Genomic DNA, 12,065 nt, shown 5'->3' with positions numbered 1-12,065 from the left:
TGGTCCGGCGCGCACTCTGCAGCGTAGGCTCCCTTCATGCGCCCCAACGACGAAGACAGGATTGCCGCAAAGCTTGCCAGAGTGATGGCCGTGGCCTGCGTGCGCAACACGCAACTCGAGACCCTGCATGCCGGCCTGACGCCCGTCTCCCACACGGGCGATGGCAGCGATGTCATCGTCGAGGACGCTGCGGGCAGACGCATTCCGTGGTCCGATGTCTCGCGGATCAATGACGACGAGATGCGCGCGCTGATGCGCGAGATCGTGGACCGGCTCTACACCTTCCATCTGCGGATCGACGATCCCGCCTTCCGGGCCGAGATCGATCGCTGGGCCGCGATGACCGCGAAGTGGGATGCGCCGAAGCCCGATCCGGTTCTCTCGGCCATTCCGGCGGAGCCGCCCAAGCGCAGGTAGCTCGCCAGTTCCACTGCCGCGCCATTGTTCGCCGCCTGCCACGCAGGCGGCGTTCTTCGTTCTGGAGACCGCCCATGTCCGACGCCACGACCCATCTCCTGCTGCCCTACATCCTGGCGGCGCAGGCCCAGAAGCACGTCACCCACAACGAGGCGCTGCGGACTCTCGACGGGCTCGTGCAGCTCTCGGTCCTCGACCGGGACCTGACCGCGCCGCCCGGTTCGCCCGCCGATGGCGACCGCTTCATCGTCGGCTCCGGTGCGACAGGCGACTGGGCGGGCTGGGACCTGAACGTCGCGCTCTGGACGGACGGGGCTTGGCTGCGTCTGCCGCCGCGGACCGGCTGGCGGGCGTGGGTCGAGGACGAGAGCCTGCTGCTGGTCTACGACGGCGCGGGCTGGGTCGGGACCACGCCGGACGCGCTGCAGAACCTCGCACTGCTGGGGCTCGGGACCACCGCGGATGCGTCGAACCCGTTCTCTGCCAAGCTGAACGCCGCACTCTGGACGGCGAAGACCGTGGCTGAGGGCGGGACCGGCGACCTGTTCTACACCATGAACAAGGAGGCCGCGGGCGACGATCTCGGGCTGACGCTGCAGACCGGCTTCGTCACCAAGGCGCTGGTGGGGCTCTTTGGTTCCGACCGCTTCCGCCTCGCGGTCTCCGCCGACGGCAGCACGTTCTTCGACGGGCTGAGCGTGGATAACGCCACCGGCATCGTGGACCAGCCCCGGCTGCCGCGCTTCAAGGCGTATACGAACTACGACAACTACGTGGGCGTCGGCACCTGGACGAAGATCGGCCTCAACAACACCGACTACAATGATCAGGGCGCGTTCGACGCCGCGAACAATCACTTCGTGGCCCCGGTCGACGGCACCTACCTCTTCGGCGCGACGCTGCTCTACAAGATCAACGCCAGCGCCACAGCGCGCATGCGCGGGCGGCTCGTCCTGAACGGCACGACGGAAATCCGCGGCTCCCTCGGCGAAATCTCCGCCACCCATGTCTCGCTCGCTACCGCGATCTGGCTTCAGACCATGCTGCCGCTGACGGCAGGCGATACCGTCGAGCTGCAGGGGTATTTCCGGGTCGCGGACGGCTACTTCGCCGCCGACCACACTTCCTTCTGGGGCTGCAAGATCGGCTGAGCGGCGGAAGGAGGATCCGATGAACCCACCCCGATCCGAGGGCTTCGTGCGCATGCCCGACGCCGAGTTCGAGGCGATCCTGACCCGGGCGGCGGAGGAAGGCGCGAAACGCGCGCTCTCTGATGTCGGGCTCGACGGCGACGAGGCTGCGCTCGACATCCGCGATCTGCGCTCCCTGGTGGACTGCATCCGGCTGGTGCGCCGCACCGCGATGCAGACCGCCGTCCGCATGATCACCACCGGCGTCATGCTGGCGCTGCTCGCGGGCATAGCCATCAAGCTCAAGATCTTCGGCGGCGGTCCGTAGCCGCGTACCCCCATCCATCAGCCCGCAATGACCCGCCCTCGAGGCGGGTTTTTCGTTTTCGGAGGACCCCCATGACGACGACCTTCCACCGCCACTGGCGCGACGTGCCCGAGGGCACCTGGCGCTGGCCGAATTTCTCACCCGCCGAGATCGCCTGCCGGGGCACCGGCAAGCTGCTCATCAACGAACCGGCGCTCGACAGGCTGCAGGCGCTGCGCGACAGGCTGGGCAAGCCGCTGATCGTGCGTTCCGCCTATCGCAGCCCCGAGCACAACCGCGCCGTGGGCGGCGCGACGCGCTCGAAGCATATGGATGGCGCGGCCTTCGACATCGCCATGGCGAACCACGACCCCGTGGCCTTCGAGGCGGCGGCGCGGGAGGTCGGGTTCCTCGGCTTCGGCTTCTATCCGCGATCGGGGTTCATGCACATCGACCTCGGGCCCGCACGTCAGTGGGGCGAGCGCTTCCCGGTCCGGGCGACTGCCTTCGCCGAAGAATCGCCACCAGCGCGCGAGGTTTTGGCCGCCAGCCGCACCATGAAGGGTGGAGGGGCGGCTGGTGTGGCGACGCTGGGCGCAGCAGGGGTGGAGGTCGCGCAGAGTATCTTGGCCGAGACCCAGACCGCCATCCTGCCGCTCGTGCCGTATCTCGACGCCCTGCGCTGGGTCTTCATCGTAGTCGCGCTTGGGGGCATCGCGGTCACGATCTACGCCCGCCTCGACGATTGGAAGCGGGGGCGGCGGTGATCGCCGCGCTCCTAACCGGTTTGGCCGCCAGCCCGTGGATGCGGACGGCTTTGCGCTACGGCGCTGTCGACCGCGCGGTCTGCCTGTTCCTGCCGTCGATCTGTCGTACCGCCCGGCCTGCGGGCATGGAACAGCGCAACGACATGACGAACGGCCACTCCAGAAGAGTACTCCGCTGTCTGCGGCGACACCTTCCAATTCCGGTGCATCTGGCCCGGGGCGGGGCGGCTGGCGGGCCGTCAGGCAAGCGCGGCGAATAGGCCCAACGCGACGAGAATCAGGGTGACCGAGGTCGCCGCGTGGTCGTTGATCAACCGCTCCAGCCGTTCCAGCCCCTCAGCGATCACCGGTAAGGTCTTTCCTTTCTCGACCGGCTTCTCTGACCCGCCCGCCGATACGGCGGCTTGAGTTGCAGCGGCCGCACGGGCGCTGAACCTCGCGACCACTCCGAGCAGGTCGCCTTCGGGGAGCGACGGGGCGCGCAATCCGGTTCCCACCGCGGCGATGACGAGAACCGCTGCGAGCCCGAGGGGCCAGGCGCTGGCGCTGAGCGCTAGTAGGTCGATCGTCCCGTAGGGCGCCATGCCCATCACCGGAGTATAGAGATACCACGGCAGGGCGAGCGCAGCGGCGGCCAGCGTCACCATCGGCACGACCATGAGACCGGGGGGGCGATCTGCCGTTTCAGCCTTGGGCAGAGTAAACAGAAAGCGCGCAAGCAGAAGCCCCGACGTTAGCGCGGAGAGGCCGACTAACGTCGCGCCAAAGTCGCCCGCAGGGCCCTTGATCGCCGATTTCGCCAAGGCCCCGGCGGTGAAAGGCAGCCCGGCGATCGACAAGGCGACCAGTGCAAGGACCGCGATGACCAAAACCCGCGACGCGCCACGCGCCTTGCCGGCGACGCCGACGCCCAGAAACAGCGCCCCCTTTGCGAGCCCATGGTGCAGTGCATAAAGCGACACCGCCGGGAGCACCGAGACAGCCGGCAGGCCCGCCGCCAGCGCCGCGCCCATCGCGCCCATCAGGAGCCCCATTTGGCTGACGGTTGAATAGGCCAGCACGGTCTTGGGATCGCGCTGCATCGCGCCGTAAAGTGCCGCTGCGAATAGCCCGGTGAACGCAGCAAGGGCAAGCACAGTCCCGCTGACCGGCCACGCCTGACCCCACGGCAAAAATGTTACCAGTCCGAAAACACCTGCCTTGACAATGGCGCCCGACAGCACCGCCGAGGCTGGAACCGGCGCCGCCGGATGCGCCACCGGAAGCCAGACATGCAGCGGCACCAGACCCGCCTTGATGCCGAATCCCGCGATCAGCAGCCACTGGACCAAAGGATCGGCCGTTGGAGCGGCAAGGCTCACGCGGACTTTGTCGATAAGGGTGGTTCCCCCCGCCGCCTCGACGGCCATCAGGAACCCTGCCAGCAACGCCGTCTCACCGATCACCGCAAGGATGATGTAGACTGCCCCGGCCCACATTGAGGCTGGCTTGCGATCATGGATCACGAGCGGATAGGCAGCCAGCGACACCAGCGCGAAGTAGACGTAGAAGCTTGCTAGATCCGCCGCCAAGAATACCCCCAGATTTCCGGCAAGGACAAGCATCCAAAACAGTACGAAAGTTGGAGCCCGCGGATCGCCGCGCATGTAGCGCAGGGCATAGACCCCGGCGCAGAGCCATACCAGCCCGGCACCGCCCAGGAACATCGCGCCCGTGTCTGTCAGTCGTAGCCCGCCGTCGAGCAGGATCCATCTCACGCTGAAGGTGTCGTCTCGCGGCGCCAGTAACACGGCGGCGAGTGCCGGTAGCGGCCCGAGCGGCAGCGTCGGCAGCATTTTCGGCCCAAGTTTCGGCACTAGGCACAGGACACCTAGAAGGAGCGGCCAGAGGATCACGAACGGCAGCAGAAGGGTGGCTTCGGTTGTCATTTCAGGTATCCCCTCTCTGCGATCAGCACGGCCCAGCTCAGGGGGCTGAGCGGGAAAGTCGCAAAGAGTCCGGCTGCAAGCACTGTCAGGCCGGTCAACGCGGCAGGGAGGACCAGCATCCGATTCCAGGTGCCGTCCAGTTCCCGCACCGGCAACCGGCCTTCGGGTGGTGGAAGCAGGTAGGCGCGATAGAGAAGCGGCAGGAAGTAGAGTGCGTTCAGAAGCGACGATCCCGCCAGCACAGCGATGACCCATCGCGCGTCAGATTGCAGCCCGCCCAATCCCAGGTACCATTTCGAGATGAAGCCTGCGGTCGGCGGAATGCCGATCATGCCAAGCGCACCGATGCTGAATGCCGCCATCGTCACCGGCATCGCCCGCCCGGCGCCGTCGAGATCCGTCACCGACTTTATCCCCATCCGGTTGGCCAGTGTGCCCGCGCACATGAACAGGGTGATCTTCATGATCCCCTGATGCACTAGATGCACCAACGCCCCGATGATGGCGAAGGGACCGATCAGGCTGGCGCCGAGAATGATGTAGCTGACTTGGCTTACCGTCGAATAGGCGAGCCGCTTCTTGATGTCATTCTGCATCAGGGCGCGGAACGACCCGTAGAGGATCGTCGCCCCGGCCAGCATGGCGAGCGGCGTGGCGAGACCGAGATCCGAGACCGTCTCGATGCCGAAGACGTCGTAGATAATCCTCAATATCCCGAAGGCGCCGGCCTTGACCACGGCCACGGCGTGCAGAAGCGCGCTGACCGGCGCGGGTGCTGCCATGGCCTCGGGCAACCATCCGTGAAACGGGATGAGCGCCGCCTTGACCCCAAGCCCGCCGATACAAAGGATGAAGATTAGCGTGAGCTCGAGCCGCGGAATACCGGATAGGTCAGGCGGCGCAGTGAACTCGACCCTGCCTACGAGCGAACTCAGCCAGACGATGCCCGCCAGATAGGCGGCGCTGCCAGCCAGGGTGTAGATCAGGTAGATGCGCCCCGCGCGTAGAGACTTCTCGTCACCCCGGTGGACGACCAGCGGCCACGTCGCCAACGTCAGGAGCTCGTAGAACAGGAAGAACGTGATCGTAGTGCCCGACATGGCCACGCCGGTCGCAGCCAGGACGCAGAGGTTGAAGAACCCGAAAAAGCGCGCGAGGTGAGGGCCGCGCCCAAAATAGCCGATCGCGAAGACCGTTGTGATCAGCCACAGGAAGGCCGAGAGGGTGACAAACAGCAGCGCGATTGAATCAGCCCGGAGGATGAAGTCGTGGCCCGGCAGGAACTCGTAGCGCCATTCCGTGATCACGCCCTCCCGCGCTGCCAGCAGGAGAAAGCCCACGAGCCCCAGCTTGATCAGGGCGAAGCTGATGTTGGTCACGTCGCGCCATACCGCCATGCGGTCGGGCAGGGCGAAGCTGATCAGTGCCGGAACGAAGGGCAGGAAGACCAACAGCAGGGGGAGGAAATGGATCATCGGACATCCACCGCCACAGCCGCCGGCAGCCTTGCCGAGGTCGCACTGGCAGCGACATCGACCATCGCCTGTCCGGCGAACCCTAGAGACACTGCCAGAAGCGCCAACGCCAGCGGTGCGGCGGTGCGCAGCGGGGCCGTCGCCTCGACCACTGGCGTGTCGCTGCCGGCGAAGGTCCAGGCCAGCGGGTTGAATAGGTAGACTGCGGCCATCAACCCGCCGACGATCAGCACGGCGGCGGCGAACACGGCGCCCTGCTCCACTGCGGCCTCGAGCAGGAGAAATTTCGCGATAAAGCCGGCCGAAGGCGGCAGGCCCATCAGCGACACCGCAGCCAGCCCGAATGCCGCAACGGTCAACGGCATCGCCCGCGCAAGCCCGTGAAGGTCTTTGAGACGGTGGCCGTTGACGGCCTTGAGCATCAAACCCGCGGCAAGGAACATCGCCGCCTTGGCAAGCATGTGGGCAATCGCGTGGATCGTCATCCCGGCCCAAGCCCCGCCGCTCCCTGCCGCAGTCGCGACCAGAGGGAAGGCCAGCAGGAGATAGCCGATTTGCGCCACGGTCGAATAAGCCACGAGGGCCTTCAGGCTGTCCTGCCGGATCGCCTGAACCGAGCCGTAAAGGACTGCCAGCGCACCGAGCCAGCCGAGCACCTCCAGCCCTGCAGGAGCGACGATGGCCGGGAATGCCTCGAACCACAGGCGCAGCAGGATCACGAAGCCCACCTTCACGACGATCGCCGAAAGCAGGGCGCTGGCGGGGGCGGGTGCTGCTGCATGCGCCGGCGGCAGCCAGCCGTGCAGTGGAAAGACCGCCGCCTTGATCAGCAGCCCCGCCGTCATCACCGCGAGCGCCGTCTTGGTCGCGAGGTCAGGCCGCGCCATCTCGGCCAGGAGCGTCACATCCACCGTCGCATAATTCGCGAACAGGAGGGCCACGCCCAGCAGGTAGGCCAGTGAACCGACCAGAGCGATCACGAAATAGCGCAAGGCCGCGCGCAACGAGCCCATCGCCGCCATCGCCACCGCCGCCAGGCTGACCATCTCCAACGCGATGTAAAGGTTAAAGAGATCGGTGCTCAGGAACCCGGCATTCGCTCCGCCCCACAACAGGTAGAAGAGCGGCCAGAAGGCATAGCCGTGGGCGGTTTCCGATCGGTCCGGGCCAGGTGCGAATTCATGAAGCGCATACAGTCCAACAATCGAGGCGCAGGCAGCCGTGGCGCCCACCATCAGCTGTGCAACCCCATCCGCGCGCAATTGAACTCCCAGCGGCAGGTTCCAGTCGCCGACCACATGTGCCGAGCCCTCTGGCAGCAGCAACAGCCAGACCGTGAGGCCCGCCATGACCGGGATTGCCGTAAGCAGTAACCAGCGCACCCAGGTGCCAAGGAGCAAGGCCGCGATCATTAGGGCGAGCGGAACCGCGACAAGCAGGTCGAGCGGGCTCATGTGTGGTCGTCGGTTGTCTTGGCCGCCGCCTTGTCGTCCGGCGCACGCTCATCCTCGGCCACACGCAGAATCAGCGCCGCGCCGAAGGCAGTAAGCGCCACGGCGACGACGATTCCGGTGATCACCAGCGCCTGCGGGAAAGGGTCGGTCGAGGCAGCCCCGCGTCCAAGGCCACCCAAGACAAGAAAGATCCCTGCGCCAACCACGTTGACGGCCAGGATCTGACGCAGCGGATGGCGCAGGATCAGGAATCCATAAAAGCCGAGCCCCACCAAGGCCACGCCCGTCAATGGGTAAAGATGCAGGAGCACCGTCATGCCTCGGTCAGCCTTCGTGATCGGGCGCCACCGGCGGTCCGGCCACCTGCAGCGCGAGGGTAACGCCGATCGACAGCGCAAGGCTGTATTCGATAGCGACGATCAAGGCCTTCTCGAAGCCTGGCGGATAGAACAAGAACCGGCCCTGGGCGATGCCCGCCAGGCCAATAATGAGAAAGACCGCCGGGCCAAGCACCAGAGCCACGCGGAGGTAGCGGTCGTCGGCGCGCGGCCATGAAACCGCGCCGCCGATCGCGGCGATGATCAGACCGCCCGCCAGCACGGTTCCGGCCTGGAACGCTCCGCCCGGCAGGTCCGACCCCGCCCAGACCAGGTAGGCCGCCATGACCAGCGCCAGGGGCAAGAGCAGCCGACCGAAAGCTGCGGCCACGCCATGTCCCCCATTCTCCGCCAGTGCCAGCGCCGCGGGCCGCTGCGGCCAAGCACCGCGAGGGGCGAGCGACCAGACCGCCACAAGGGCGCCCAGCAGGACGAAAGCTTCCAATAAGGTATCGTAGGCGCGAAAGGCCAGAAGCACGCCAGTCACCGGGTTCTCGATGCCAAGGCCCGGCATCAGCGCGGCGATCGACCCACCCAAGTCGTCGGCGGGCGCGACACTCAGAACTGCGGATCCGATCAGTGCCGCGAAGCCAGCGCAGGCTACCAGTGCACCGGTTCGAAGCCAGCCGGGCATCTCGGCGCTGACAAGGTCGTCGCCAAGCGCCATCAGCCTTTGCCGCGTTAGGATCAGCAGAACTCCGGTGACGCCCGCTCCGATGGCGATTTCCGCCATCGCGACATTTACAGCGTCCATCGCGAGCCATGCCAGACCGAGCAAGTTTCCGAGCACGATGAAGAAGACGATCGCCGCCAGCGCGTTGCGCATAAGCAGCGCCGCGGCGGCAGTGCCGACGATCATCAGACAGAGGATCATGTCGAAGGCCAGCGTCATTCGTCGGAGCCCCGCTCGGCCGAAGTCTTCGCACGGCGAGCCATCAGCTGCGCGGTCGCTCCGGCGGCCATGAGCGCGAACAGCCAGACGGCGGCGATCTTGACGGCGGCGGCAACCGAGCCCCAGTGCAACGCGGCGGCAAGCGCCACGAAACCCAGACCGACGTTGTCGGCTTTGGTGAGCGCGTGCAGCCTCAATTCGGCATCTTGGAACCTGAGCAGCCCCAGCGATCCGGCCGCATAGAAGAATACACCGACGTAAAGAAGCGCGGGTACGAGGTAGTCCGTGAGGGTCATGGCTGTGTCTCTCGCGGCTTGCGCCCAGTGCTCCGGCGCTCGCGCACGAAGGCGAGAATTGCCACCGACGCTAGCACCGTCGCCACCAACGCGGCGTCCAGCATCGATGCGTCGTCCCTGGCCGCGCCCAGCGTCAGCGCCACGCCGACCCCGCTGGTCGCGACGAGTTGAGCGGCCATCACGTGATCGATCGCCCGTGGTCCGTGCCAGGCGCGAAAAAGCGCCAGCGCCAGCGCGAGCAGCAGGGCGATGGCGGCGAGCATGAAATGGTCAGTTGTGTCCACGATGCCCTCCGGTGTGGCGCGGGGCGGCGACAGGGGCACCGAACAGGCGAAGCACGCGGCGTTCCTCTGCTTCCAGGCTGCGCGTGTCGAAATCGTCAATGTCAAGCACGTGGACCTCCAGCGCGCCGCCGCGGACCCCTGCAGCCAATGAGCCGGGCAGAACGCTGACGACCCCGCCAAGCACGGCATTCACCTCGACGATATTCGTTGAGAGCGGAATCCGGAACCACCCGGGCCGGACCGGCAGACGTGGGTCGAGCACCCTCCGCGCGACATCCAGCCCCCCCCAGAAGCCGCGGAGCAGGAGGTGGGGCACGTACAGGACTGCCCACCCCAGCCGGATCCCCGGTTGCGTCGCCGGATACAGCACCAGGCTAACCCATGTTGCCAGCAGAACCGCTGGCGCCCCGTGGTAAAGCGCATCCGTCACGCCGCCCGTCAGCGCCAGCCAGAAGAGGGAGAAGGTGACGAGGCGTGCCACTGACGAATGCACTTGCATGATCTGAGTCCAATCTTCACACCCACCGACACCCGATGGTCCAGTCGCGTAGTGCATGGAAATGATGGACCAAGACTGACTAGAAGGTTTTTTGGTTTAGCACAACTGGAAAGAAGCATTAGCAGCACGTTTCCAAGAAAAAATCGCGCAACGGGCGACTGCCAGTCGCCAGCGGAAACGCTTGCTGATCGCGACCCGAAAGCGTACATTTTAAAACGGTACTCCAGATTTAGGTCAATAAATCAGTCAGGCACCGTGCGCAGTTTCGTTTTATTCACGGGTTGATGCAGACGATGCCTATTCGTCCCTCCGACTCGCGCGGACTCCGTCCCACGGACCCGCCGATCCGCCCGGCGGGCGGGCGGTGATCGCCACCATGCGCGGCGAGGAACGCGCAATTTCCCCGTTGCTCACCGAGGCGCTGGGCCTCGACTGCATTGTGCTAACGAGCTTTGACACCGACCGGTTCGGGACCTTCACCCGTGAGATCGAGCGGACCGGGACGCAGCTTGACGCCGCGCTCGGCAAGATCGCCGCGGCCTTCGAGCATGGCCCGAATGCGCGCGTGGCGATCGCGAGCGAGGGCAGTTTCGGGCCGCACCCCTGGCTTCCGCTCGGCCGCGAGCTCGTGCTGCTTGTCGTTCGGCAGACCGGGCTTGAGCTCGCGGGCCACGATGCCACCCTCGACGCTCACTTTGCCCATTGTATTGTCGACGGCCCTGCTCCGGCCCTGGCGTTCGCCGAGCGCATGCGGTGATGGCTTGCATGAACGCCGACTGCTCGGCACTCAGATGGGCCACGACCGTTCGCGCGCGGTAAGAATTCTCCTCTCATGGACAGAAGTCCGTTGCCAAACGGCATTGCCCAAGGTTCAAGGTGGGGCCGTTGCTGCGGCAGCAGTATGAACCGCCTACCGCGCGACCAGTCGTTTTGCTGGATGCGGCAACAAATGGTGAAATTAACTTGGAAACCTCTCAGGCCTTATTGCTGCTCGAAGCCCTGGGCATCGGCCTACTGATCGGGATCGAGCGCGAGCGCAATGCAGGAGAGCCCGGAGGCCCCGCCCCGGCAGGCGTGCGCACCTTCGCGCTCGCCTCGCTGACCGGCGCGCTGAGTCAGATTGCCGGAGGGTGGCCGATGCTGGCCGTCGCCATCGCCGTCATCGGCGGCCTGCGCATGGTGACGCATCTGTCTCTGCCGGATCGGCAGGCGGGTCTGACCACCAGCCTTGCGCTGCTGATCGTGGTCATGCTGGGTGCATTGTCGATCGAGCACACCTTCCTCGCGGCGGCTTCGGGAGTCCTCGTGGCGGCGCTGTTGGCGGCCCGCACGGTTCTGCGCGAGTTCAGCCGCTCGGTGCTCAACGATTTCGAGGTCCGCGACGGTCTGATCCTCGGTGTCTCGACGCTCTTGATCCTGCCGATCCTGCCGAACGAAGGCCTGGGGCCGGGCGGGGCAATCAACCCGCAGAACCTGTTCGTGATCGTCATCCTGGTGATGGCGATCGGCGCTGTCAGCCACATCTCCACCCGGGTGTTCGGCGCAAGGCTGGGGTTGCCACTGAGCGGTTTCCTGTCCGGGTTCGTCTCGAGCACCGCGACCGTGGTGGCAATGGCGAAGAAAGTGCAGGATCGGCCGGTCGACACCTATCCGGCCGCTGCGGGTGTCACGTTCTCGTCGGTCTCCTCGCTCGTGCAGACAGGGATCGTGCTGCTCTTCCTCAGCCCTTCGATGTTTGCTCTGTCAGCGCCGATCCTGATCGTCCCGACCGCGGTGGCGCTGCTCTACGGGACGGCGCTTGCGCGTTTCGGATCGCGCGACGGGCCAAGAGAGCGTGAGGGTCTCGACCTTCCCAGCCGCATCTTCAGCATCCGGGCGGCCATCAGCTTTGCCCTGACCGTCGCCACGGTCATCGTCGTCTCCGCGTTGCTGAATGATCAATTCGGGAGCGAGGCGGTCCTGTGGTCAGCCGCACTCGCGGGCCTCGTCAGCACCAGTTCCGCCGCTGTTGCGCTGGCCTCGCTGGTTTTGGCCGGGCAGTTGCCGGCATCCGAGGCGGTCGTGCCGCTGGCAGCAGCGATCAGTGTGAATGCCGGTGTGCGGATCGTCCTGGCCCTTCGCGGAGGGGCGACGCCGTTCGGCTGGACTGTCGCCGGCGGCCTGCTGCTGACCGCCGCCGCCGTCTGGGCAGGGTGGTGGTTTGCAGCCGCCATCAGCAGCATGATCACGGAGTGAGCTT

Annotated in this window: 14 protein-coding genes; 6 read left to right on the top strand and 8 right to left on the bottom strand. The window is 66.1% G+C overall.

Annotated features, from left to right (window positions below):
• Window positions 1–36: 36 nt before the first annotated feature.
• The 4 genes from N7E70_RS28115 (at window position 37) to N7E70_RS28100 (ending at window position 2,621) form a co-directional block, all read left to right on the top strand.
• Window positions 37–417 carry a hypothetical protein gene (locus N7E70_RS28115; RefSeq protein WP_201744675.1) on the top strand — a complete coding sequence of 127 codons (381 nt, stop codon included), beginning with the start codon at window positions 37–39 and terminating at the stop codon, window positions 415–417.
• Between the two features lie 74 nt (window positions 418–491).
• Window positions 492–1,568 carry a DUF2793 domain-containing protein gene (locus N7E70_RS28110; RefSeq protein WP_148912969.1) on the top strand — a complete coding sequence of 359 codons (1,077 nt, stop codon included), beginning with the start codon at window positions 492–494 and terminating at the stop codon, window positions 1,566–1,568.
• A gap of 19 nt (window positions 1,569–1,587) precedes the next feature.
• Complete coding sequence (locus N7E70_RS28105; RefSeq protein ID WP_148912970.1) at window positions 1,588–1,875, top strand: DUF6127 family protein; 288 nt, start codon at window positions 1,588–1,590, stop codon at window positions 1,873–1,875.
• A 71-nt stretch (window positions 1,876–1,946) separates the two neighbouring features.
• Window positions 1,947–2,621: a YcbK family protein gene (locus tag N7E70_RS28100; RefSeq protein WP_148912971.1), complete on the top strand. Its 675-nt coding sequence runs from the start codon at window positions 1,947–1,949 to the stop codon at window positions 2,619–2,621.
• Between the two features lie 239 nt (window positions 2,622–2,860).
• On the opposite strand, the gene N7E70_RS28095 is transcribed toward N7E70_RS28100, so the two are convergent.
• The 8 genes from N7E70_RS28095 to N7E70_RS28060 are packed head-to-tail and all read right to left on the bottom strand — an operon-like array spanning window position 2,861 to window position 9,826.
• A complete protein-coding gene (locus N7E70_RS28095; protein ID WP_148912972.1) occupies window positions 2,861–4,549 on the bottom strand; it encodes a complex I subunit 5 family protein in 1,689 nt (562 codons plus the stop codon).
• On the bottom strand, window positions 4,546–6,024 hold the full coding sequence (locus N7E70_RS28090; RefSeq protein ID WP_148912973.1) for a complex I subunit 5 family protein: 1,479 nt from the start codon (window positions 6,022–6,024) through the stop codon (window positions 4,546–4,548). Before N7E70_RS28090 ends, N7E70_RS28095 begins: the two co-directional genes overlap by 4 nt.
• The gene (locus N7E70_RS28085; protein WP_148912974.1) at window positions 6,021–7,478 is read right to left on the bottom strand and encodes a complex I subunit 5 family protein; all 1,458 of its coding nucleotides are present in this window, start codon (window positions 7,476–7,478) and stop codon (window positions 6,021–6,023) included. The genes N7E70_RS28090 and N7E70_RS28085 overlap by 4 nt, the downstream gene beginning before the upstream one ends.
• Window positions 7,475–7,795, bottom strand: coding sequence for an NADH-quinone oxidoreductase subunit K (locus tag N7E70_RS28080; protein ID WP_148912975.1), 321 nt, complete (start codon window positions 7,793–7,795; stop codon window positions 7,475–7,477). Before N7E70_RS28080 ends, N7E70_RS28085 begins: the two co-directional genes overlap by 4 nt.
• Before the next feature lie 7 nt (window positions 7,796–7,802).
• Window positions 7,803–8,747: an MnhB domain-containing protein gene (locus N7E70_RS28075; RefSeq protein WP_148912976.1), complete on the bottom strand. Its 945-nt coding sequence runs from the start codon at window positions 8,745–8,747 to the stop codon at window positions 7,803–7,805.
• Window positions 8,744–9,043 carry a cation:proton antiporter gene (locus tag N7E70_RS28070; RefSeq protein WP_148912977.1) on the bottom strand — a complete coding sequence of 100 codons (300 nt, stop codon included), beginning with the start codon at window positions 9,041–9,043 and terminating at the stop codon, window positions 8,744–8,746. Before N7E70_RS28070 ends, N7E70_RS28075 begins: the two co-directional genes overlap by 4 nt.
• Complete coding sequence (locus N7E70_RS28065) at window positions 9,040–9,327, bottom strand: monovalent cation/H+ antiporter complex subunit F (protein WP_199257650.1); 288 nt, start codon at window positions 9,325–9,327, stop codon at window positions 9,040–9,042. The genes N7E70_RS28070 and N7E70_RS28065 overlap by 4 nt, the downstream gene beginning before the upstream one ends.
• Entirely contained in the window at window positions 9,314–9,826 is a 513-nt protein-coding gene (locus tag N7E70_RS28060; RefSeq protein WP_161601072.1) for a Na+/H+ antiporter subunit E, read from the bottom strand. The genes N7E70_RS28065 and N7E70_RS28060 overlap by 14 nt, the downstream gene beginning before the upstream one ends.
• Window positions 9,827–10,190: 364 nt before the next feature.
• Here N7E70_RS28060 and N7E70_RS28055 point away from each other — a divergent pair, with 364 nt between their 5' ends.
• Both N7E70_RS28055 and N7E70_RS28050 read left to right on the top strand, forming a co-directional pair.
• A complete protein-coding gene (locus N7E70_RS28055) occupies window positions 10,191–10,583 on the top strand; it encodes a hypothetical protein (protein WP_148912979.1) in 393 nt (130 codons plus the stop codon).
• 128 nt (window positions 10,584–10,711) lie between these two features.
• Entirely contained in the window at window positions 10,712–12,061 is a 1,350-nt protein-coding gene (locus N7E70_RS28050; RefSeq protein ID WP_161601073.1) for an MgtC/SapB family protein, read from the top strand.
• Window positions 12,062–12,065 lie beyond the last annotated feature (4 nt).

The sequence above is a fragment of the Aminobacter sp. NyZ550 genome, from assembly GCF_025628925.2.
Classification (GTDB): Bacteria; Pseudomonadota; Alphaproteobacteria; order Rhizobiales; family Rhizobiaceae; genus Aminobacter; species Aminobacter ciceronei.
This window is presented reverse-complemented; position numbering and strand designations above follow the sequence as displayed.

Excerpts from the sequence above, each read along its gene's own strand:
- N7E70_RS28110 (WP_148912969.1), top strand. The coding sequence starts at position 492 with ATGTCCGACGCCACGACCCATCTCCTGCTGCCCTACATCCTGGCGGCG.
- N7E70_RS28090 (WP_148912973.1), bottom strand. The coding sequence starts at position 6,024 with ATGATCCATTTCCTCCCCCTGCTGTTGGTCTTCCTGCCCTTCGTTCCG.
- N7E70_RS28115 (WP_201744675.1), top strand. The coding sequence starts at position 37 with ATGCGCCCCAACGACGAAGACAGGATTGCCGCAAAGCTTGCCAGAGTG.
- N7E70_RS28105 (WP_148912970.1), top strand. The coding sequence starts at position 1,588 with ATGAACCCACCCCGATCCGAGGGCTTCGTGCGCATGCCCGACGCCGAG.
- N7E70_RS28095 (WP_148912972.1), bottom strand. The coding sequence starts at position 4,549 with ATGACAACCGAAGCCACCCTTCTGCTGCCGTTCGTGATCCTCTGGCCG.
- N7E70_RS28100 (WP_148912971.1), top strand. The coding sequence starts at position 1,947 with ATGACGACGACCTTCCACCGCCACTGGCGCGACGTGCCCGAGGGCACC.
- N7E70_RS28060 (WP_161601072.1), bottom strand. The coding sequence starts at position 9,826 with ATGCAAGTGCATTCGTCAGTGGCACGCCTCGTCACCTTCTCCCTCTTC.
- N7E70_RS28085 (WP_148912974.1), bottom strand. The coding sequence starts at position 7,478 with ATGAGCCCGCTCGACCTGCTTGTCGCGGTTCCGCTCGCCCTAATGATC.
- N7E70_RS28075 (WP_148912976.1), bottom strand. The coding sequence starts at position 8,747 with ATGACGCTGGCCTTCGACATGATCCTCTGTCTGATGATCGTCGGCACT.
- N7E70_RS28080 (WP_148912975.1), bottom strand. The coding sequence starts at position 7,795 with ATGACGGTGCTCCTGCATCTTTACCCATTGACGGGCGTGGCCTTGGTG.
- N7E70_RS28070 (WP_148912977.1), bottom strand. The coding sequence starts at position 9,043 with ATGACCCTCACGGACTACCTCGTACCCGCGCTTCTTTACGTCGGTGTA.